This window comes from Thermostichus sp. OS-CIW-26 (assembly GCF_054058395.1).
On sequence record NZ_JBSSAG010000004.1, the window covers coordinates 41,299 to 61,459 of the forward strand.

At 58.3% G+C, this 20,161-nt stretch carries 17 protein-coding genes; 9 read left to right on the forward strand and 8 right to left on the reverse strand.

Going from position 1 to position 20,161, the window contains the following annotated elements:
- The first annotated feature begins 48 nt into the window (after nucleotides 1-48).
- Nucleotides 49-786 (forward strand): DevA family ABC transporter ATP-binding protein, encoded by a 738-nt coding sequence (locus tag ACVW0C_RS03025; RefSeq protein WP_414383324.1) that lies wholly within the window; start codon nucleotides 49-51, stop codon nucleotides 784-786.
- On the opposite strand, the gene ACVW0C_RS03030 is transcribed toward ACVW0C_RS03025, so the two are convergent.
- From ACVW0C_RS03030 to ACVW0C_RS03040, 3 genes are all read right to left on the reverse strand, one after another.
- On the reverse strand, nucleotides 783-1,754 hold the full coding sequence (locus ACVW0C_RS03030) for a GDP-L-fucose synthase family protein (RefSeq protein WP_457384303.1): 972 nt from the start codon (nucleotides 1,752-1,754) through the stop codon (nucleotides 783-785). The two genes, ACVW0C_RS03025 and ACVW0C_RS03030, sit on opposite strands and share 4 nt — an antisense overlap.
- Before the next feature lie 97 nt (nucleotides 1,755-1,851).
- Nucleotides 1,852-3,036 carry an NAD(P)/FAD-dependent oxidoreductase gene (locus ACVW0C_RS03035; protein WP_457384304.1) on the reverse strand — a complete coding sequence of 395 codons (1,185 nt, stop codon included), beginning with the start codon at nucleotides 3,034-3,036 and terminating at the stop codon, nucleotides 1,852-1,854.
- A gap of 363 nt (nucleotides 3,037-3,399) precedes the next feature.
- On the reverse strand, nucleotides 3,400-4,194 hold the full coding sequence (locus tag ACVW0C_RS03040; RefSeq protein WP_414342666.1) for a photosystem II manganese-stabilizing polypeptide: 795 nt from the start codon (nucleotides 4,192-4,194) through the stop codon (nucleotides 3,400-3,402).
- A 166-nt stretch (nucleotides 4,195-4,360) separates the two neighbouring features.
- On the opposite strand from ACVW0C_RS03040, the gene ACVW0C_RS03045 reads away from it, so the two are divergent.
- Nucleotides 4,361-5,572, forward strand: coding sequence for an RNA-guided endonuclease InsQ/TnpB family protein (locus ACVW0C_RS03045; protein ID WP_457384305.1), 1,212 nt, complete (start codon nucleotides 4,361-4,363; stop codon nucleotides 5,570-5,572).
- A gap of 21 nt (nucleotides 5,573-5,593) precedes the next feature.
- Here the strand turns inward: ACVW0C_RS03045 and hisG are convergent, their stop codons facing one another.
- Nucleotides 5,594-6,301, reverse strand: a complete 708-nt coding sequence (gene hisG / locus ACVW0C_RS03050) for an ATP phosphoribosyltransferase (protein WP_457384306.1) — start codon at nucleotides 6,299-6,301, stop codon at nucleotides 5,594-5,596.
- A gap of 301 nt (nucleotides 6,302-6,602) precedes the next feature.
- Here hisG and ACVW0C_RS03055 point away from each other — a divergent pair, with 301 nt between their 5' ends.
- The 3 genes from ACVW0C_RS03055 (at nucleotide 6,603) to ACVW0C_RS03065 (ending at nucleotide 9,254) form a co-directional block, all read left to right on the forward strand.
- Complete coding sequence (locus ACVW0C_RS03055) at nucleotides 6,603-7,724, forward strand: nucleotidyltransferase family protein (protein ID WP_414329069.1); 1,122 nt, start codon at nucleotides 6,603-6,605, stop codon at nucleotides 7,722-7,724.
- Complete coding sequence (locus ACVW0C_RS03060) at nucleotides 7,702-8,448, forward strand: GvpL/GvpF family gas vesicle protein (RefSeq protein WP_011433160.1); 747 nt, start codon at nucleotides 7,702-7,704, stop codon at nucleotides 8,446-8,448. The genes ACVW0C_RS03055 and ACVW0C_RS03060 overlap by 23 nt, the downstream gene beginning before the upstream one ends.
- A 143-nt stretch (nucleotides 8,449-8,591) precedes the next feature.
- Complete coding sequence (locus ACVW0C_RS03065; protein ID WP_457384307.1) at nucleotides 8,592-9,254, forward strand: hypothetical protein; 663 nt, start codon at nucleotides 8,592-8,594, stop codon at nucleotides 9,252-9,254.
- Nucleotides 9,255-9,341: 87 nt separating this feature from the next.
- On the opposite strand, the gene ACVW0C_RS03070 is transcribed toward ACVW0C_RS03065, so the two are convergent.
- Entirely contained in the window at nucleotides 9,342-9,584 is a 243-nt protein-coding gene (locus ACVW0C_RS03070; RefSeq protein ID WP_414422470.1) for a hypothetical protein, read from the reverse strand.
- A 170-nt stretch (nucleotides 9,585-9,754) separates the two neighbouring features.
- On the opposite strand from ACVW0C_RS03070, the gene pyk reads away from it, so the two are divergent.
- The 4 genes from pyk (at nucleotide 9,755) to dnaN (ending at nucleotide 16,534) form a co-directional block, all read left to right on the forward strand.
- Complete coding sequence (pyk, locus tag ACVW0C_RS03075; protein WP_457384308.1) at nucleotides 9,755-11,614, forward strand: pyruvate kinase; 1,860 nt, start codon at nucleotides 9,755-9,757, stop codon at nucleotides 11,612-11,614.
- A gap of 137 nt (nucleotides 11,615-11,751) precedes the next feature.
- Nucleotides 11,752-11,982 (forward strand): DUF4327 family protein, encoded by a 231-nt coding sequence (locus ACVW0C_RS03080; protein ID WP_414342658.1) that lies wholly within the window; start codon nucleotides 11,752-11,754, stop codon nucleotides 11,980-11,982.
- A 151-nt stretch (nucleotides 11,983-12,133) separates the two neighbouring features.
- A complete protein-coding gene (locus tag ACVW0C_RS03085) occupies nucleotides 12,134-14,416 on the forward strand; it encodes a RelA/SpoT family protein (RefSeq protein ID WP_457384309.1) in 2,283 nt (760 codons plus the stop codon).
- Nucleotides 14,417-15,157: 741 nt separating this feature from the next.
- Nucleotides 15,158-16,534: a DNA polymerase III subunit beta gene (gene dnaN / locus ACVW0C_RS03090; protein WP_457384366.1), complete on the forward strand. Its 1,377-nt coding sequence runs from the start codon at nucleotides 15,158-15,160 to the stop codon at nucleotides 16,532-16,534.
- Nucleotides 16,535-17,051: 517 nt separating this feature from the next.
- Here dnaN and ACVW0C_RS03095 read toward each other — a convergent pair.
- Genes ACVW0C_RS03095 through ACVW0C_RS03105 form a run of 3 tightly spaced genes read right to left on the reverse strand, consistent with a single transcriptional unit; the run spans nucleotide 17,052 to nucleotide 19,689 of the window.
- The gene (locus tag ACVW0C_RS03095) at nucleotides 17,052-17,243 is read right to left on the reverse strand and encodes a hypothetical protein (protein ID WP_414380595.1); all 192 of its coding nucleotides are present in this window, start codon (nucleotides 17,241-17,243) and stop codon (nucleotides 17,052-17,054) included.
- A gap of 26 nt (nucleotides 17,244-17,269) precedes the next feature.
- Complete coding sequence (gene queG, locus ACVW0C_RS03100; protein ID WP_457384310.1) at nucleotides 17,270-18,271, reverse strand: tRNA epoxyqueuosine(34) reductase QueG; 1,002 nt, start codon at nucleotides 18,269-18,271, stop codon at nucleotides 17,270-17,272.
- A gap of 2 nt (nucleotides 18,272-18,273) precedes the next feature.
- Complete coding sequence (locus ACVW0C_RS03105; protein ID WP_414342282.1) at nucleotides 18,274-19,689, reverse strand: amidohydrolase; 1,416 nt, start codon at nucleotides 19,687-19,689, stop codon at nucleotides 18,274-18,276.
- Between the last annotated feature and the right edge of the window lie 472 nt (nucleotides 19,690-20,161).

Consider the following 20,161-nt stretch of genomic DNA (forward strand, 5'->3'; position numbering starts at 1 on the left):
AGTGGTCAATGAGTTGTCAACGCAAAGTTTTGAGATTTTGAGTTTCCTATGCTGACTCCTCTTCTCGATCAAGCTGCCCTTGCTTCTGCCCAGAATGCCGTTGAGCCAGTGGTGAAAGCCGAAGGTGTAAACCACTATTTCGGCGAGGGATCCCTGCGCAAGCAGATTCTCTTCGACATTAGCTTTGCCCTGCAGCCAGGGGAGATCGTGCTGCTGACTGGCCCTTCCGGCTCCGGCAAAACCACCCTGCTGACGCTGCTGGGGGCCTTGCGCTCGGTGCAGGAGGGCAGCTTGCGGGTGTTGGGACAGGAGCTGCGGGGAGCTCAGCCCAGTACTCTCATTCAAATCCGCCGCCAGGTCGGGTACATTTTCCAGGCCCATAACCTGCTGCGATCCCTGACGGCAGCCCAAAACGTGCGCATGGCCCTGGAGCTGCACAACGGCCTCTCTCCTCAGGAAGCCCAGCAGCGAGCGGAAGCAATGCTGGCGGCGGTGGGCCTGGGGGATCGCGTCCACTACTACCCGGAACAGCTTTCCGGCGGACAAAAGCAGCGGGTGGCCATTGCCCGCGCCTTGGTTAGCCATCCCAAGCTGGTGCTGGCGGACGAGCCCACGGCAGCCCTAGATAGTAAGTCGGGCCGCGAGGTGGTGACCCTGATGGAGAAGCTGGCGCGGGAGCAGGGCTGCACCATCCTCATGGTGACCCACGACAACCGCATCCTGGACATCGCGGATCGGGTGCTGCACATGGAGGATGGCCGGCTGGAGAGCCAAGGGGTTGCCTAGCTTTGCCCAGAGCAGGCGTGGCGGCGGTACCAGTCGATGGTGCGCTGCAGCCCTTCCCGCAAGCCGACTTTGGCCACAAAACCCATCCTCTCTCGGGCCTTGGAGACATCCAGACAGCGGCGGGGTTGGCCGTTGGGCTTGTCCGTTTGCCAGCGGATCTCTCCCCGGAACTCCATCAGCTCGCAGATGAGGGCAATCAGATCCCGGATGGAGATCTCTTCACCGGTGCCCAGGTTCAAGGGATCCGCCCTGTCGTAAAGCTGGGTGGCCATGACAATGCCGCGGGCCGCATCTTCAGCGTAGAAAAACTCGCGGGTGGGGCTGCCATCCCCCCACACTTCGACGTAGTTTTGGCCCCGTTGCTGCGCTTCGTGCACTTTGCGGATCAAGGCTGGGATGACGTGGGAGCTTTCGGGGTCGAAGTTGTCCATGGGGCCGTAGAGGTTCACCGGCAGGAGGTAGATGCCGTTGAAGCCGTACTGCTGCCGGTAGGCCTGCAGCTGCACCAGCAGGGCTTTCTTGGCGATGCCGTAGGGGGCGTTGGTCTCCTCTGGGTAGCCGTTCCAGAGATCCTCTTCCTTGAAGGGAACGGGGGTGAACTTGGGATAGGCGCAGATGGTGCCCACGCAGACAAACTTCTCCACCCCGGCCAGGTAGGCGGCGTGGATGAGCTGGGATCCCATGATGAGGTTGTCGTAGAAGAGTTCTGCCGGCTTGGCTTGGTTGAGGCCGATGCCACCCACGTGGGCGGCCAAATGGATGACGATATCTTGCCCTTGCACCACCTCTTGGCAGACTTCCCAACGGCGCAGATCCTGGGTGCGGGAGCGCGGGATGCGCACCTGCTCCGGCTTTACCCCCAGCACCTGCAACTGTTGCAGCACATGTTTGCCCAAAAAGCCGCTGCCCCCTGTGAGCAAAATGCGCTTCTGGCTGAGATCGACGGAGCTGGGCAAGCTGTTGGGCATAGATCCGACGCAGAGAACTTCCGGCTTTCATTATGCTGCAGACGGGATAGCCGTATTCCAGACTTGTTGGCGATGGTCATCGAGAATAGGCAAGGCATCAACTCCAAACCTGGGCAAACCGCGCCGGCGACAGAGCAGGGATCCATTCATCCGCTTGTCCATAGGCTTGTTGGGCGAAGCGACGGGCCAAAGCGGGCAGGATGGGCAGGGGATTGCTGAAGCCGGAAAACAGTTGTAAGCCTTCCCAGCCGGGCAGGGATCCCACCAGAGGCTGGTGATCGGCGCTGAAGGCCACCAAGCAGTGATACCACCGTCCAGGCAGGTGGGCCAACTTGGGCAGGTAGCGACCGGCTTGTGCCCGGATCTGGGCTTCGCTGGCGGCTGCATCCACCTCGGCATGGGGATCCGTCAATACCCGGCTGATCTGGCCCATGCGAATGCTGCCATCTACAAATTGCAGGATCCCGGCATCCAGAATCGGCGGGCAAAGCTCGTGCCCTGGCTCGTCCCAAAGGGGATCCCGATCGGGATGGGCGGCTTGTCGTTCCAGTTCCAAGCGTTGCACGGGCACGCTCATCACCAACGCTTTCAATTGCAAATCCGAGGGCTCCAGCTCCAGGGATTCGGCATGGGTGTAGTAGATGGGCACCCGGATTCCCGCTTGGCGCAACAGAGCCCGTGTCCAGCCGCCGGCGCACACCACCACCTGGCCTGCTCCGTAGCAGTCGGCTCCGGACTCTACGCCCGTGATGCGCGCTCCCTGCCGCCGCAGGGCCGTTGCTGTTGCGATCAAGAGGGATCCCCCCAATCGTTGAAAGGCTTTTTGAAAGGCCAGCGCCGTCAACAAGGGGTTGATGTGGCCATGCCGAGCCCAGAGGACTACTTCCAGAGCGGCCGGATCCAACAGCGGCTCCAGCTCGCAGGCTGCCGCCACCGAAATCCGCCGGGGTGGGATGCGACAGTCGGCCAGATCCGCCTCAACGGCCTCTGCATCGTAGCCGGGGGCAATGGGCATGAGCAGGTCCAGCTCACGAAATTGAATGTCTGCCTCCAACTCCTCTGACAGGGTGCGGTAGCGTTGGATCCCTTCTTCCCCCAAAGCTTTGAGCATCGGCGTTTTGCCCGCCCAATGGGCCAAGCCCCCGTAGCTGTAGCGGGTTGCCCCCTTCAGCACCGCTTCTTTCTCCACGAGGAGAACGGATCCCCCCTGGCGGGCCAGTTCATAGCTTAGGGCTGCCCCGGTAATCCCACCGCCGATCAGAATCCAGTCGTAGTTGGCCATCACTTCCCTCTTTGCCCTGAACCTCATCTTGCGGCAAAGAGGCTCAGTTTGGGGTAGCGAGCGCAGCAGAACTCGGATCCGCACTGGTGGCGGTACTGGCTGAAGCGGAACTCACAAAGGGCTTCCTTGAGTCCAGATTGAGAGTCCCCTTGGGTCCAGAGTCAACATAAAAGGCGGGTTAGTGGCATCGGCCATCTGCAAATGAACCTGTGGCGGCATCTGGCCCAGACTTTATCGCTGCACACTTCCCCAACAGGCAAACCCAGACAGACATAGTATCAACAGAAATAGGCAGGGATCGCCGGGATCTCTGCCCATCTCAAGCCCGAAATTGGATCTCTTCTCGGCTTTCCTCAAGCCTCTTCAAGACTCCTGCGCCAGGCGAGCGTAAAACAAGCCTTGAACGCGAACAGTGTGGGGTTCCATCGCCCCTTGCTCGGTGCTGGAAGGCTGAATGCTAACAAAGGATCCCGCCATCTCCCCGGTGCTGGGATCCACGCGAGCGATCCGCAGGGACATTTTCCCCTGGGAAACCTCGTCCACCTTGCGGTTGGTGGCAAAATCATCTTTGGCAGCCTGTAGACCTACCGCAGTGTCGTAGCCGGTGTTGGATCCCCGCCCGCGCGGGTCGAGGAAGGTGCTGCTGTGATAGCCGGGCACCAAGAACTCCCCTTCAAAATCCGTCGAAGGGTCAATGGCGGAGCCCTGGGCAGTGGCGACCAAGTCTTTCACGCTAAACAGAAACGGCACCAGCTCGCGGCGGGGCATTTGGCCGGTGGTCGGCTGAAAGGTGATCCCATCCACCACTTTGAGCTCCAGCGCACCGTCTTTGGGAGTCACCTCAGCTTTAATCGGCCCCAGAGTGGCCGCTGAGATCATGATGTTTTTGGCCTTGATGAACTCTTTCTCGCCGTTCCGCTTTTCCTCTTCCACCTCAATTTGCACCGGCTGGAAGCAGACATCCGTCAGCTTCAGGGATCCCCCCCTAGGCACTTCGATACGGCCCCGGGCGTTGTCCGAGACCGAAGGGCAAATGGCGGCCTTGCCGGTGTTGCGGATCTGGTCATAGGTCAGCGGCGCCTTGGCAGCCTTAGCCGGAACAGCAAAGACGCTCAAACAAAGCGCCAACAGGATGGCGAGCAGTGGACGGTACCGCATAATCAACCTCGAAAAACCTTTTTTGAATCTGAACGCTGCTGGGGGAAATAAGCCCGAATGCCCCCATTGTACGCAATCGTGATCCCCCTCAGCTAGAAATCGCAGGAGCCCCGCACTGTACCCGTAGGGTCAGTGCCGGGAGGAATGCGGAAGTTACGATAGAACCATGACCCAAGTCCTGACCGTTTCCTGCAAGCTCAAGGTGTCCCAGTCGCAAGCCGCAAAGTTGGATGCGACAATGGATGCCTTTGTGCAGGCGTTGAACTGGGTCAACCAAAACACACCAGAAAAAGTAGTCAACGCAGTCAAACTCCAGTCCCTTTGCTATTACCAGATTCGCGCTCGGTTTGGCTTGTCCAGTAATCTGGCCCAGCAGGTCTGCAGACGGCTGGCCGGTGCCCGTAAAGTTGCCCGACAGAAAAACCGTCCCGTCAAAGCGTTCAAAGGAGGCTTCGCTACCTACGACGCTCGTATCTTTTCGTTTCGCGAGAAAGACTGGACGGTGTCGCTGACCACGGTGGAGGGTCGGGAGCGCTTTGAGCTGGCGATTGGCCGCTACCAGAGAGAACGGCTGGCGGGCTCCAATCCCAAATCTGCCACTCTGGTCAAGCGCAAAGACGGTTCCTACTCCATTCAAATCTGTGTGGAAGCGGAGCCATCCCCACCGCAACGCACGGATAGAGTGCTGGGGGTGGATTTGGGAAGGACAGATATTGCCCATACGTCAGAGGGTGATAACTGGAATGGACAGCAGTTGAACCGAATCCGAGACCACTACTCCAAGCTGAGGGCGGCACTCCAACGCAAAGCCAGTAAGGGCACCCGCAGTTCGCGGCGCAGATGCAGAGAACTGTTGCAACGGCTGTCTGGCAAGGAGAGGCGCTTTCAGGCGTGGGTCAATCATCGCATCTCCAAAGCTATTGTCTCTAGGGCAAAGGCGACAAACAGCGCTATTGCTCTGGAAGACTTGACAGGGATCCGGGAAAGGGTCAATCAACAGCCGCGCAGCAAAGCCGAGCGGCGCAGGGCCAACAGTTGGGCGTTCTACCAGCTACGCCAGTTTCTGGAATACAAGGCGAGGGCTGCAGGGGTTTCTCTGATTCTTGTGCCGCCCGCCTACACGTCGCAGACCTGTCACAAGTGTTTACACATCCATCCCGATCCTGCGCAATCCTACCGCAGTGGAAAGAAGTTTAAGTGTGGGCACTGTGGATGGGAAGGGGATGCGGATTTGAATGGTGCGAATGTGATTGCGCTTTTGGGGGCTGCCGTAAACCAGCCTAGAGGTTCGGGCCTGTTTTGTTCTCTGGTAGAGCAGAGCAGGCTCAGGGCTACTGAAAGCCCGCTCCGTACCGCTTTAGCGGTCGGAGTCGGGTAGTTTACAGGAAGTGCCTCAAAATTAGCCACCCACCAACAGGGATCCCAGCCAGCGTTCCCGAATCTGGGTGATCAACTCGCGGATAGGCTGTTGGTTGACACGGTAGCTGATGGGATGGGCAATCAGGCGAGCTGTACTCTCGAATAGGCAGTCTCGCTCAATCAGGCCGTTTTCCCTCAGGGTGCGCCCTGTGGCTACCAAGTCGACGATGGCATCGGCCATGCCGGTGAGGGGGGCCAACTCCACCGAACCATAGAGAGAGATAAGCTCCACCGGCAAATCCAGGCGGTCAAAATACTCCCGGGCGCAGCCGACAAACTTAGAAGCCACGCGGGCATGAGCAGGCAACTGAGCTGCCGAGTGGTAGGGGCTATCTTGGGGAAGGGCCACCGACATGCGACAGTGGCCAAATTGGAGATCCAACAGGTGGGCCACCCGCGCTTCGGTGCCGGCATAGCGCTCCCGCAAGACGTCGTAGCCGACAATGCCCAACTGCGCCTGCCCGTACTCCACGTACACCGGCACATCGTGAGTGCGCACCAGCAGCGCTTCGTAGCGTTGTCCGTTCAGCCGGGTGGGGGATTCAATCCGCAGCAGGCGATTGCCGGGATCCAAAAAACGGCTGAAATCGATCCCCACCTGCTGCAGGCATTGAATGGCCTCAGGCAGCAAGGTCCCCTTGGCCAGGGCAATCGTGATGGGTGGGCTGTCGGGACGGCCATCCAGCATCTTTTTCAGGATCTACTACATTTGTCTGATACATCCGTCTGAATCTTGGGCCAGGAGCAATCAATGTAAGAATGCTGGGATCCCCGTCTGCCGGGTGGAACTCTCAGGAGAGACGGGGCAAAACGAGGGGCTCAGGGGAAACCCTTGGCGAAATGCCCAGAAGAGCAAGCCCCCTTGATTGTAGGGGATCGGAATCCCAGCAGCGATTCCCCAGCCTCTTGAAAGCCCCGCCGGTTCTCTGGAATGCCGATCCTGGGATGATAAAGTCAGAGCACGGTTAGCCCGGAGGAGTGACGACGGCATGAAAGCCATGATCCTGGCAGCAGGCAAAGGCACGCGGGTACGGCCCATCACCTACATGATGCCGAAGCCGATGATCCCCATTTTGCACAAGCCTGTCATGGAATTTTTGGTGGAGCTGCTGCGGGAACACGGCTTCGACCAGATCATGGTCAACACCAGCCACTTGGCCCACCAAATCGAAGACTACTTTCGAGATGGGCAGCAATGGGGGGTTCACATCGGCTTTTCTTTCGAAGGCCATTTTGAGAACGGCCAGCCGGTGGCCGAACCTCTGGGCTCCGCTGGCGGTATGCGCAAGATCCAGGATTTCTCCGGATTTTTCGACAGTACCTTTGTGGTGCTCTGTGGGGATGCCCTGATCGACCTGAACCTCACGCAGATCGTCAACTTCCACAAATCCAAGGGAGCGCTGGCCACTGTGGTCCTGCGGCAGGTGGATCCCAGCCAGGTCTCCAGCTACGGAGTGGTGGTAACCGATGAGACGGGTCGCATCACTGCCTTCCAAGAAAAGCCCAGGCGGGAAGAGGCCCTCGGCCACACCATCAACACCGGCATCTACGTTTTCGAGCCGGAAGTGTTCGACTACATTCCCCCCGGCTGCCCCTACGACATCGGCAGCGATCTCTTCCCGGCCTTGGTGAAAGCGGGCGCTCCCTTTTATGGGATCACGGCTGACTTTCAGTGGGTGGACATTGGCCGCACCCACGACTACTGGCTGGCGGTGCAAAAAGTGCTGCGCGGCGAGATCAAGGGAGTCAAGGTGCCTGGGATCCAGATTCAACCCGGCGTATGGACGGGGATCAACATCCGCGCCAACTGGGATCGCATCCACATCGAGCCACCGGTCTACATCGGGGCCAGCAGCTATTTGGCGGACGGGGTCAAACTCATCGGCCCCACGGCAATTGGCTACGGATGTGTGTTGAATGAAGGGTGTACGCTGGATGGCAGCTTGATTTTTAACTACACCCAGATTGCGGCAGGCGTGACCCTACGCCACCAGATGGTGATGGGTCGCTACTGCATTTCCTCGGATGGCAATGCCATCGACACCGAAGAGTCCAACCTCACGTGGCTGATCGGAGATGCCCGCAGCAATGCCAACGGCAAATCCCCATAGCGCCCTCTACCTCTACGGGATCGTCGCTGCCCCTGGCCCGCGTCATCTGAGTGTGGTGGGGCTGGACAAGCAGCCGGTGCAGGTTCATGGGCTGGGATCCCTGGCCTTCTTGTACTCCCAGGCTCGACAGGAGCGCTACCTGGCCAGCCGGGCCAACTTGCTCGCCCATGAGGCCGTGCTGGAAAAAGTGATGAACGAGGGACACCGGGCTCTGCTGCCTCTGCAATTTGGCCTGGTGGTGAGCGGCTGGGAGCAGGTGGAACGGGACTTGGTGCAGCCCCGCTTGGCGGATCTGCTGGCTCTGCTGGAGCGCCTAGAGGGCAAGCGGGAGGTGGGAGTAAAGGTCTTCTGGGATCCCGAGCAGGAGCTCAAGCTGGGGCTAGAGGAAAACCCTGCCCTCAAAGCTCGGCGAGACGAAATGGCCGGCGCTCCTCTGGGGCTGGACGCGGTAGTCGAGATCGGACGGGCTCTGGAGCAGCTCTTAGAGCAGCGACGTCAGCGCATTGCCCAGACCTTTACAGCAGCCCTCAGCCCCTTGGCCAGCGACCGCGTAGAAGGAGATCTGCTCACCGAAAACATGGCCTACAACGGCTCGTTTTTGATCAATTGGGAAGATGAGCCGGTTTTTGCCCAAAAAGTAGAGGAGCTAGACCAGACCTTCCAGGGGCGGCTGCGCATTCGCTACAACAACTTCACCGCTCCCTACAATTTCGTCAAACTTTGACACACTCAGCTGTATTGGGTCACTTCTCTACAAAAGACAAGAGGAGACCGCTCGGCTGAATGGTCGAAGGCAGGGATCCTTTTGGAAATCTGCTCAGGTATTGTGGGGATGGGCGCTGCAGTCTGTAAGCCGAGGGAGACGGTATGGGGTTGCTTATTTTTATCTTGTTTTTAGCTCTGGCTGCCGGGATCTTGGCTCTAGCCCTTTACCACGAAAAGAAACGTCGAGAAGCTCTGGAGCGGGTAGCTGCACAGCTAGGAATGCGCTTTTCTGCCCAGTTGCCTGAAGAGATTCGATCTCGCTTGTTGCAAGCAGGCTTTGGACTGTTTGAACGAAGCCATGGGCGGCGTTTCTATAATTCGATGTCCAAGCGGCTGATCGATGGCACTGAGATTACCGTTTTTGATTACCAATACACCCGCGGCAGTGGCAAGAGTTCCAGCACTTATCGCCAGTCCGTCTTCTACGCCTATCACGAGGATCTTCATCTGCCGCGTTTTCGGCTGCACCCCGAAAATGCCTTTTTCCATGGCATCGCCAAAGCTTTTGGCATGCAAGATATCAATTTCGAGAGCCACCCTAAGTTCTCCCGGAGCTATCTCTTGCGAGGAGAGAATGAAGCCCAAGTTCGGCTGCGGTTCCATCCTGGCGTCCTTGGTTTTTGGGAGCAGCATCCCAACTATTGTGCCGAAGGGGCCGGCGCCCACCTCATTCTCTGGCAGGATGACCGACAGGTGAATCCCGAAGGGATGGCAGAATGGATGCGCTTGGGGGAAGAGTTGACTCAACGGCTGCGGCGTATGTAGTAGCAGAGCCTACGGCCCCCCGCCGCAAGCAGCTAACCTCAGCCTAAACCTCAACCGCAGAGGGTGGCCTCTCTACTGGGTGCTGATCTACTGGGCGCTGAGAGCGGCCAACAAATCATCCGCCAACAACACCGCCGTATAGACCAAAGCCTGTCGTTGCTCAGGAGACAAATCGCCAACAGGAGTCTGGGGATTGCTCACGATACCCTGCAGTACTCTGCTGGCTATGTATTCCCGCTTGGAAACCCCTGGGCTGGAGATGGTGGGGTTGTCGAGAGAGAACTTCTGATGGTGCTCGAAGGGGAAGGCGTATTCGGGGGCAACCGGCATCGCTCGACTCCAGATGGATCTCTACACTCTGCTTTGCCTATTTTCCCATCCTCTCTCGCTGGGGATTTTAAAAAAGCGGTGCCTCAAAAAAGACATAACGGGTTATCGTAATCAGAGAGATCCCTATGTGGGGGAAGGATCTGGGCTGCTCTCCCTTGGGAACAGTGGACATGCATTTGAGGGATTCTTTTCGACGCACCAAAATTGTTGCCACCATCGGCCCTGCCAGCTCAAATCCAGCCATTCTCAGGGAGATGATCCTGCAAGGGGCAACCACCCTTCGCCTGAACTTCTCCCATGGGGATCATGAGCTACACCGCCGCAGCATTCGCCTGATCCGCCAAACCGCGATGGATCTGGGCATCCAGGTCGCCATTTTGCAAGACCTGCAGGGGCCCAAAATCCGCCTGGGCAAGTTCGCCGAAGGCTCGATCACCCTCAAGGCAGGGGATCCCTTTGTGTTGACCAGCAAACCTGTCTTGGGATCCCAAGAGCGCAGCTGGGTCACCTACGACAAGCTGGCCCAAGAAGTGCCCGAAGGAGCGACGATCCTCATCGACGACGGTCGAGTGGAGATGCGGGTGGAAGCCGTGGATCCGGAAGCGGGCGAACTCTTCTGCCGCACCATTGTCGGGGGTACCCTCTCCAACAACAAAGGGGTCAATTTCCCCGGTGTGCGCCTGAGCATCCGCGCCGTGACTCCAAAAGACAAAGAAGATCTCTACTTCGGCCTCAACCAAGGGGTGGATTGGGTGGCCCTCAGCTTTGTGCGGGATCCCTCTGATGTGCTGGAGCTGCGGGAGCTCATTGCCTCAGCCAAACGGCCTTCTTCCGGCTCAGCCGACAAGCGGGTACCCATCATCGTCAAGATCGAGAAACACGAGGCCATTGAACAGCTGCCCCAGATTTTGGCCCTCAGCGACGGTGTGATGGTGGCGCGGGGAGATCTGGGGGTAGAGCTGCCTGCGGAAGAGGTGCCGATCCTGCAGAAGCGGGTGATCGCCCTGGCCAACTCCCTGGGGATCCCGGTGATTACGGCCACCCAAATGCTGGACAGCATGGTGCACAGCCCCCGACCCACCCGTGCCGAGATCTCCGATGTGGCCAACGCCATTTTGGATGGCACCGATGCCGTTATGCTCTCCAACGAGACGGCTGTGGGCAAATACCCTGTCGAGGCCGTTGCCACCATGGCCCGCATTGCCGTGCGCACCGAGCGCGATTACTTTGACCTGACCTCCGCCGACCGACGACAACGCCTTCGCACCCTTGCCATGCAGGAGCTGAGCCAAAACAACGGCAACAGTCCTGCCGGGATGCGGCCCAAAACCCTGATCACCGACTCGATTAGCCGCGCCGTGGGGGAGATCGCCCAGGAGTTGGATGCCGTAGCCGTGATGACCCTGACCAAAACGGGGGCTACCGCTCGCAATGTCTCCAAGTTTCGTCCCCGCACTCCCATCCTGGCCGTAACCCCCCATGTGGAGGTGGCACGGCGGCTGCAGTTGGTTTGGGGGGTACATCCGCTGTTGGTTATGGATTTGGCCACCACCCGCCAGACCTTTCAAGCGGCCATCAGCTTGGCTCAGGAAGATGGCTTGCTCAAGGATGGCGACTTGGTGGTGCTCAGTGCAGGAACCCTGCCAGGCGTTGCGGGATCCACCGATCTGATCAAGGTGGATGTGGTGAAAGCGGTGGTGGCTCAAGGCAAAGGGTTTGGCAAAGGCATTGTCAGCGGCCCGGCCCGCATCTTGAGATCCAGCCTCGATGCCAGCAAAATCACCGCCGGAGACATTTTGGTTGCCCAATCCACCGACGCCAACTATGTGGAGGCCATCAAACAGGCAGCCGGGGTGATTACCGAGGAAGAGGGAGCTTCCTCTCATGCGGCGGTCATTGGCCTGCGGCTGGGGGTGCCGGTGCTGGTGGGGGTCAAGGATGCTACCCGCTTAATCCGGGATGGATCTATCGTCACTCTGAACCCAGAAAAAGGCATAGTGACCGCAGGAGCCGATGGCTTGGGCTTTTAAGCGGGCCTTAAGGTTGCCTGCAATACAAACTTGTATCTCTTGCTACGAAACGAGACCAAGTTCTATGATGTGGGTAGCGAGGCAAGATTTTCCCGACCCCTCGGTGCGTCCCATCCATTCCACGTGTAGGTTAAGCTATGCCCACTTTACAAGCCACCCACTATGCGGTTGAGGCCATCCAGGAGGAAGCTCGTCGCCTCATTCAGCAGGGGGTCTTACGCCGCTCTGCAGCCATTGCCCACCTGCAACCCTTTTTCCCGCAGCGGGAGTGGCAGGCGATTGCCCAAGAGCTGGAGCTGCAAGACTACTGCCCCTCGGATCCCCTCTGCGATTTGATCGGCAACTGCGAGGAGTGGAGCGAAGACTAAGCCTCGATCTGCCGAGGATGGCAAGCGGTCGGCGTTGGCAGACAGCCAATGCCTCTTTTTATTCCAGCCGTTTTTTCCTCCTCTAATCTGTCGGCGGCTAAGCTGGATGAACTATAGTCAGTAATCAAACATCCCTTTTCGCCGGGTTCGCATGGGTCAGACGGCTGTCATTGCCACCTCAGATGGAGGTCTCGACCTGAATAGCCTCGGTTTTGAGGTGCCAGGGTGGCTGCGTGCTCTGCTTTCCGGTGCCGAGGATCCCGGCGATGGGTTGCGGCCCTACACGGCTGAAGAAGCCAATCTGCTGCGCCGTGCCTTTGAGTTTTCTTACTGTTTGCATCAGGGCCAAAAACGCAAATCAGGGGATCCCTACATTGCCCATCCGGTAGCCGTGGCCACTCTCCTGCGGGAGCTGGGGGGGGATGCGGTGACAGTGGCAGCGGGCCTTTTGCACGATGTTATTGAGGATACAGAAGTTACCCCAGAAGCCCTGGAAGCTGAATTCGGCTCTGAAGTTCGCCTACTGGTAGAGGGGGTTACCAAACTCTCCAAGTTCAATTTCTCCAGCAAAACCGAGCAGCAAGCGGAAAATTTCCGCCGCATGTTCGTGGCCATGGCCAAAGACATTCGAGTCATCGTGGTCAAGCTGGCGGATCGCTTACACAACATGCGCACGCTGCAGTATCTCTCCCCCAGTAAGCAACGGCAAATTGCAGCCGAAACAATGGAAATTTTCGCCCCTTTGGCCAACCGGCTGGGGATCTGGCATTTCAAATGGGAACTGGAAGACTTGGCTTTTAAGTATCTGGACTACGAGGCTTACCGGAAGATTCAGGAATTGGTCAACGCCAAGCGCGCCGAGCGAGAGGCCGAGATCCAAGCTTTTATCGAAGAGCTGCGGCAGAACCTTCTTCAAGCGGGACTGGAACGCTTTGAGATCAGCGGACGGCCCAAACATTTGTACAGCATCTATCGCAAGATGCAGCAGCAGCACAAAGAATTTCACGAGATTTACGATCTCTCGGCAGTGCGGGTGATCGTGCATACCAACAGCGAGTGCTATCGGGTGCTGGCAGTCGTTCACAACTGCTTTCGCCCCATCCCTGGGCGTTTCAAAGACTACATTGGTCTGCCCAAGGCCAATCGTTACCAATCTTTGCATACGGCGGTGATTGGCCCGCAGGGAAGACCGGTGGAGGTGCAGATCCGCACCGAAGAGATGCACCGCGTGGCTGAGTACGGGATCGCCGCCCACTGGAAGTACAAGGAGGCCGGCAGCACCACTGTCAAGCCCGACGAGGAGCGCTTCACCTGGCTGCGGCAGCTCTTGGAGTGGCAAAACGACCTCAAAGACGACAAAGAGTATCTGGACACCCTTCGCGAGAATCTGTTTGAGAGCGAGGTTTACGTTTTCACGCCCAAGGGGGACTTGCTGGCCCTGCCCCAGGGATCCTGTCCGGTGGACTTCGCCTATCGCATCCACTCCGAAGTTGGGGATCACTGTGCGGGGGCGCGGGTGAACAACAAGATCGTGCCCCTGGATACCCGCCTGCGCAACGGCGACATCGTGCAGATCATTACCCACAAGAATGCCCATCCCAGCCTGGACTGGATCAATTTCGTTGCCACCAGCTCTGCCCGCAATCGCATTCGCCAATGGTTTAAGCGCTCAAATCGTGAGCAAAACATCGCGCGGGGCCGGCATTTGCTGGAGCGGGAGCTGGGCAAAACGGGCTTTGATGCCCTGCTCAAATCAGAGCGGATGCAGAAGGTAGCCGAAAAGCTCAACTACGCCAGTGTAGAGGATTTGTTAGCCGCTCTGGGTTATGGTGAGACAACCCCCACGCTGGTGATCCATCGGCTGCAGGAGGTCAGCAGGCCGGCAGTATCTGCTCCCACAGAGGAGGAATCGCTTGAGGGATCCAAGCTGTTGTTGCCGCGGGCTTCTGTGGCTTCCAGTTCCGTCAAATCCCAATCTCCCATTCTGGGGGTGGAGGGTCTGAAACACCAGTTGGCCAAGTGTTGTAACCCGCTGCCGGGGGATCCGATTTTGGGCGTAGTCACCCGCTTTAAGGGTATTAGTATCCACCATCAGGACTGTCCACGGGTGGCCCAGGTTTCGGGGGAACGCCTGGTGCCAGTACGCTGGAACGAAGAGCAACTGCGGCAGAGCACCCAGATCTACCCGGTAGAACTGCATCTGGAGGTTATCGACCGCGTCGGGGTGCTGCGGGACATCCTTTCCCGCCTATCGGATCAAGGTATCAATGTTCGCAATGCCAAGGTACAAACTTTTGCCAACCGCACCGCCCTGATCGATCTCTGTATCGATGTACGTGATAAAAAACAGCTCACCCAGGTTCAAAGTCAACTGCGCCAGCTTTCTGACGTGCTCGTGCTGCGCTCCCGCCATCACCAAAACGGATCCCGTTGACCTACGCCTGGCCCTTCGCGGGTACGGACTCTAGACCGCATCCCTATTGCGACTCGCTCCTGCAGCAGCCCAATTTTGGGTCAGGCGCTGTCCCATCCTCATCCTGACCTCCTTTGCCGCTTCTGGTGCGCAGAGCGCTTTCCCGCTCCTCTGGGGTCTTGCCAAGAATCCCGTGTCAGCTCACAGGTGGCCAGGCAAGGCCAACAAGCCCAGAGCAATATCCCAGGCTTTCTTCGACAGCCTGTGGAAAACCTGTGGAAATCCAGCGAAGCCCGCCCCAGCTCCGGTGGAATCCCCAGCCATATCTAGGGGGAAGGATTCACTACCTTAGGGGATCTCACACTGACTGTGCGTTAATTTTTATGAATTTGTCAGAAAACCATAACATTAGCCTGTGGAAAACCTGTGGAAAAACCTGGAAAATCTGTGGAAAACCTGTGGAAAAACCCCCCAAGTTATTAACAGGTATAAATACTCTGTGGAAAAGTGGCCAAGTTATCCACAGTTTTTCCACAGGTGGGGAATAAGCTCAAAAGCTCATGGCGCAAGGTGTTGACGATCACTTTCCACAGTTTCCACAGCCCCTACTACTACTAGATCAAAAAATTAAATTAGGCAGGGATCGAAATTTCAGATCTGTCCTACGCGCGAGGCAAATTTTCCAAAACTCGACCGCAAGGGGAGGGATCCAACCGGGGCAGTCGGTGTAGGATGTGCATGTTCAGCCCTCAAGTGCCCCTGATGGTGCAAGCTCAGCGTCCTGTGGATCGAGAATCGGAAACCGAGTCGTTCGCGCCGGTGTTGCGCAGCAGCAAGACTGCAGCTCCCTATCGTGGGGAGAGCCGCTTTAACGAAGCTGTTGACGCGCCGCTGGAGGGTTTTAGCTTCACCTGCGAGCAAGCCGATCTCAGCCACCACCTCACTTCCGTTGGACGGGCTGTGGCCAGCCGCCCCGCCCTGCCCGTTTTGGCCAATGTGTTGGTGGAGGCCGACGCGGAAACTCAGCGGGTTGCTTTGACCGCCTTTGACTTGAACTTGTGCATTCGCAGCGAGTTCGAGGCTCAGGTCAGGGGATCCGGTCGCACCACCCTGCCGGCCAAGCTGCTCAGCGACATCGTCAGCCGCCTGCCCAGCGGCCCAGTGACTCTTGACGCGAGCAGCCAAGCCCAGGAGAGTGCCCCTGTGATTCTCATGTCGGCAGCCGGCCAGTACCAAGTGCGCAGCCTGTCGGCTGAAGAGTACCCCACCCTACCGGAAATACTGCTCCGCACCGCCGACGCAGATGGCGATTTTGTGGGGGAGGAAAGCCCAACAGCTCAGGCCCTGGAGCTGCCCATCGAGAGCCTGTTGCAAGGGATCGGCCAAACCCTTTTTGCGGCCTCTGGAGATGAGACCAAGCAGGTGCTCACAGGAGTGCATGTCAAGCTCTTGCCAGGGGATCCCCCTTGCCTGGAGTTTGCAGCCACCGATGGGCATCGTCTGGCGATGGTGCAGGTGGAGGCCGAAGGGATCCCGGTTGCTTCGGCCCATGGGGAAATAGGGTTGGATTTCACCATTCCCGCTCGCACTTTGCGAGAGGTGGAGCGCATCCTCGGCACCCAGACCGCGGCCTCTACGGTGGAATTGCGGTTTGACCGATCCCAGGTGCAGTTTGTGCTGCCCCCTCGCGCCGGCAAAACCCAGTGCCAAGAGCGGATTACCAGCCGTCTCTTGGAGGGCCAATATCCCGACTACAACCGCCTAATTCCCAAGCAATTTGAGCGGCAGGTAACCCTGGAGCGTCGGCCCTTGATGGAGTCGCTGGAGCGGGTGGGAGTACTTGCTGCCCAAAGAAACGACATCGTCAAGTTCAATCTTTCTGCCGCAACCCAAACCCTGCGCATCAGCACCGAGGCGCCCGATGTGGGCAGTGGCGAGGAATCGTTGCCAGTGCAGATGTCCGGTCCTGACCTGGAGCTGGCCTTCAATGTGCGTTACCTGCTGGATGCCCTCAGGGTGTTTCATACGCAGCAGGTGAGCCTGGAGCTAAACGGCGCCACGCAGCCGGCCATCTGGAAGCCCCTTGGGGCAATGCGGCTCTGTTATTTGGTTATGCCGGTGCAGCTACGGGCTACCTAGTCTTAGGAGAGCTCCACCCAGCTCTAGTCCAAAACTCTCAAGATCATCTCAGTACAAATCTACAGTTGTTTGTACAAATCTACAGTTGTTTGCATTGCCCCCTCTCCCAGAGGGAAAGGAGCCAGGGATGGTCGCGGAAGCGGCGCCGAGCGTTCAGGGAGCATGCCTCTAACCCCCAAAACCCTGAACTTTGCTGAATTTACTGAGCTTTAGGCGGTTTGGCAAAAGTCATTGAGAGGGATATAGTAGACCAAGTTTCCCCCTGATCCTTGAGTCCACCGCAACGGTTGCCGGGAAGTGAAGGGGGAAAGCGCTCGGGGGGTATTCCTCAGGGCTTTGCGGGATACCGCCTTCCTGCTTGGACTCCGTCCCGCTGACGCGAACAGAGATAGGCAGGATGCGATCGCTTCTTTCCTGAACCATGTTCAGGAGAGTTCAGCGTGAATGTATCAGTGTCCTAATCTAGCTTGAAATGACCGTGTTTTAGGTGGGGCTACTGTGTTTGAGTCGATCCAGCTCAAACAAAGCGGTGGGTAAACTCCTGCACCAAGTCCACACGTCCTTTGCGCAAAACCGCTCCTACGAGAGCAAGACCATGGCGGCCCAGCACTGTGGCCTCAGAAAGAGGGTAGGGCATGTATGTTAGCTTGCGTCCCTGGCCCAGAGACAATAGCCCCACCATTTTCTGGCGCCGGCCTCGAGGCCGCAAGATCCTGCTAGGAAAGCGTATCCAAGTTAAGTAGAGGGGGCTTCCAAATCGTTGCTGCCAGCTGCAGAGCTGGAATTGCCTTCCAGGGCTGCTTGGGCGTTGCGGCGCAGGCGGTGGGCCTTGAGCCGGCGCAGGGCAGAGGCCGGAAACTTGTGGTCGAATTCCCGATCATCGATCCGGGCCAGCTCCTGGAGATCAGGGGCAACATTCCAAGAGTAGGGCTGAAAATCCGGGATCCGGCTGGGTTGGGCAAAGCGTTGGTTCCAAGGGCAGACCTCCTGGCAGATGTCACAGCCGGCCACCCAGTTGTGCAGGTTCTGGGCAATCTTGGCAGGGATCCGCTCAGCGTGGCTTTCTAGGGTGTGATAGGCGATGCAGCGGCGGGAATCGACCACCCCCGGACTGACGATGGCCTGCGTGGGGCAAGCCTCTAGGCAGCGGGTACAGGTGCCGCAGTGAGCGGTGTGGGGCTGGTCAGGGAGCAACGGCAGGGTGGTCAGGATCACTCCCAGAAACACCCAGGAGCCGTACTCGCGGGTGAGCAACAGGCTGTTTTTGCCGATCCAACCCAAGCCCGCCTGCATGGCCCAGGGCTTTTCCGCCACCGGGCCGGTATCGACATAGCATCGACCGCGGTAGTTCGGAAATTGCGCTTGCATCCAGAGGTGGAGCTGCTTCAGCCGCCGCCCTAACACGCGGTGATAATCTCGACCCCAAGCGTAGCGGGAGATCTTGCCCTTGCCGGGATCCTGGCTGTGGCGGATGGGGGTGTAGTAATTCAAAGCCACACAGACCAACGACTGCACCCCCGGCAGCACCTGCTTTGGATCCATTCGCCTAGGATCCGCCATCCAGGCCATGTCGGCGGCCATGCCCGCAGCCAGCCAAGCTTGCAGACCCCGCAAGTCGGGGGGATCCTCTATGCTGGCAATGCCGACTTTGTCAAAACCCAGGGCCAGGGCCTGTCGTTTCACCTGCGCAGTGGCTCTGGCCCAGTCGACCTCTGAACCCGCAGGGATCCCTGCCATGGCTATGCCGGCAAACCCATCACGCGGCGGTAGCGGGCCTCCAGCTGTGCCACCTGCTGTGAGCGGCGGGAGGGATCCCAGGTGCTGTGGGCAAACAGATCCTGCCGCAGCTTGGCCACATCCACCGTCGTCACGGCTCCGCCGGACACTACCTGTTTTCCTCGCACCCAAACGCTATGCACTGCCTGGGTGGGCCGACCCAACACCAGCAGCCCAATGGGATCGGTACGGGGCAACAGCGACAGTTGGGTGAGATCGTACAGCACCAGATCCGCTTGCTTGCCCACTTCCAGGGATCCCATCTGATCCCCCAGGCCCAAGCCGATTGCCCCACCTCGGGCTGCCATCTCGATGCTCTCGCGGGGAGAAATCCAGTGGCGGTAGTCGGGATCCGTGATGTTGTGAAGGATGGTGCCGATTTTGATGGCCTCCAGGAGATCCTGGGAATCGTTGCTGGCAGCCCCATCGCAGCCAAAGGCCACGTTCACCCCTGCCCGGCGGTATTTCAAGATGGGGGCAATGCCGCTGCCTAGGCGCAGGTTGCTCAGGGGGTTGTGAACAACCGTAGAGCCGGTACGGGCCAGGATTTCAATATCGGCATCGCTGAGCCAGACGCAGTGGGCCAAGGAAGTTTTCCGGTCTAGGTAGCCCAAGCGCTCCAGATGCTCGACTGCGCTGCAGCCGTACTTTTCCTGGGCCAGCATCTGCTGGGCACGGGTTTCCAGCAGGTGAGCGTGGCGGGGTAGGTCATACTTCTGGCTCAACTCCGCGCAGCCCTTGAACAGCTCGTCTGAGCACAGTTGGATCCCTGTGGGAGCCACCATGAGGGTAATGCCCTCTTCTGGCCGGTGAAAGCGCTGCACCGCCTCTTCCACAATGGCCAGCACCTCTGCTGTGGAGAGGGGATAGGTTTCCGGCTCCCGATCCCAAGAGGAGCTGCTGGGCAACCCCCGAGAGAGAGCCTGATCCTGGATCAAGGGGCCCACGAAGGCGCGGATCCCGACTTCTCGGTAGGCCCGTACCGCCGCCTCAATGGTGGCCAACTCTTGGCCTGGGATCAACACCAGATGATCCACCACCGAGGTGCCCCCCGTCAGCAGGGTTTCCACCGCCGTCCCCAGCGCGCTGAGATAGATTTTTTCCGGATCCGGCGGCGCATACTCGTGCAGTTGTGCCAGCCACAGCTCCAGCGGATAGGGTGGGATGATCCCTCGTTGCCACATTTCGGAAGAATGGGTGTGGGCATTGACAAAGCCCGGCAGCAAGAGTTGGTTACTGGCATCCAGTTCCAGGCTGTCTGCGCCCGTTGCGGGTAACCCTCTGCCTATGGCAGCAATCCGTTCCCCCTCGATTCGCACATCTGCGGTTTCGTAGCCGGTGGCGGTGGGAATTAACGCATTGCGCAAGATAAAACTCATGCCCGGGATCCAAAAAGGCCGTCTGCTACCCTAGCGTGCTGGAGTTAACCCTGCCAAGGCGGGAGGATCAGAACATTTGCATGCATAACCTAGCCTTTCCCCCAAGGGATACCCAAGCGTAGTGGTTATAGAACTGCCGACATAGAGCATGACTCTAATCAATAATAAGCTCAACTATACTGAAAATAATGTATAATATGTTCAGTACGGATTACTACCAGTTGATCTTTCTGTTTACTTTCGAGTCTGCCAACATGGTAGCCAAAGCAAAGCAGAAAATTGGTAGTAAGACGACACGGAAACTGCGCTTTGGGTATTCTACTCAAAGCTTTGCGGGATACCGCCATTCTGGTTGGAAACAAACAGAATGCTATCGCTGCATAGTTGAACAGTGATGTTCAGCAGTGTTCAGCGTAAATGTATCAGGTGCCCACACTCTCCATAACGCAGTTTCAACGCCTCTGCACCGCCG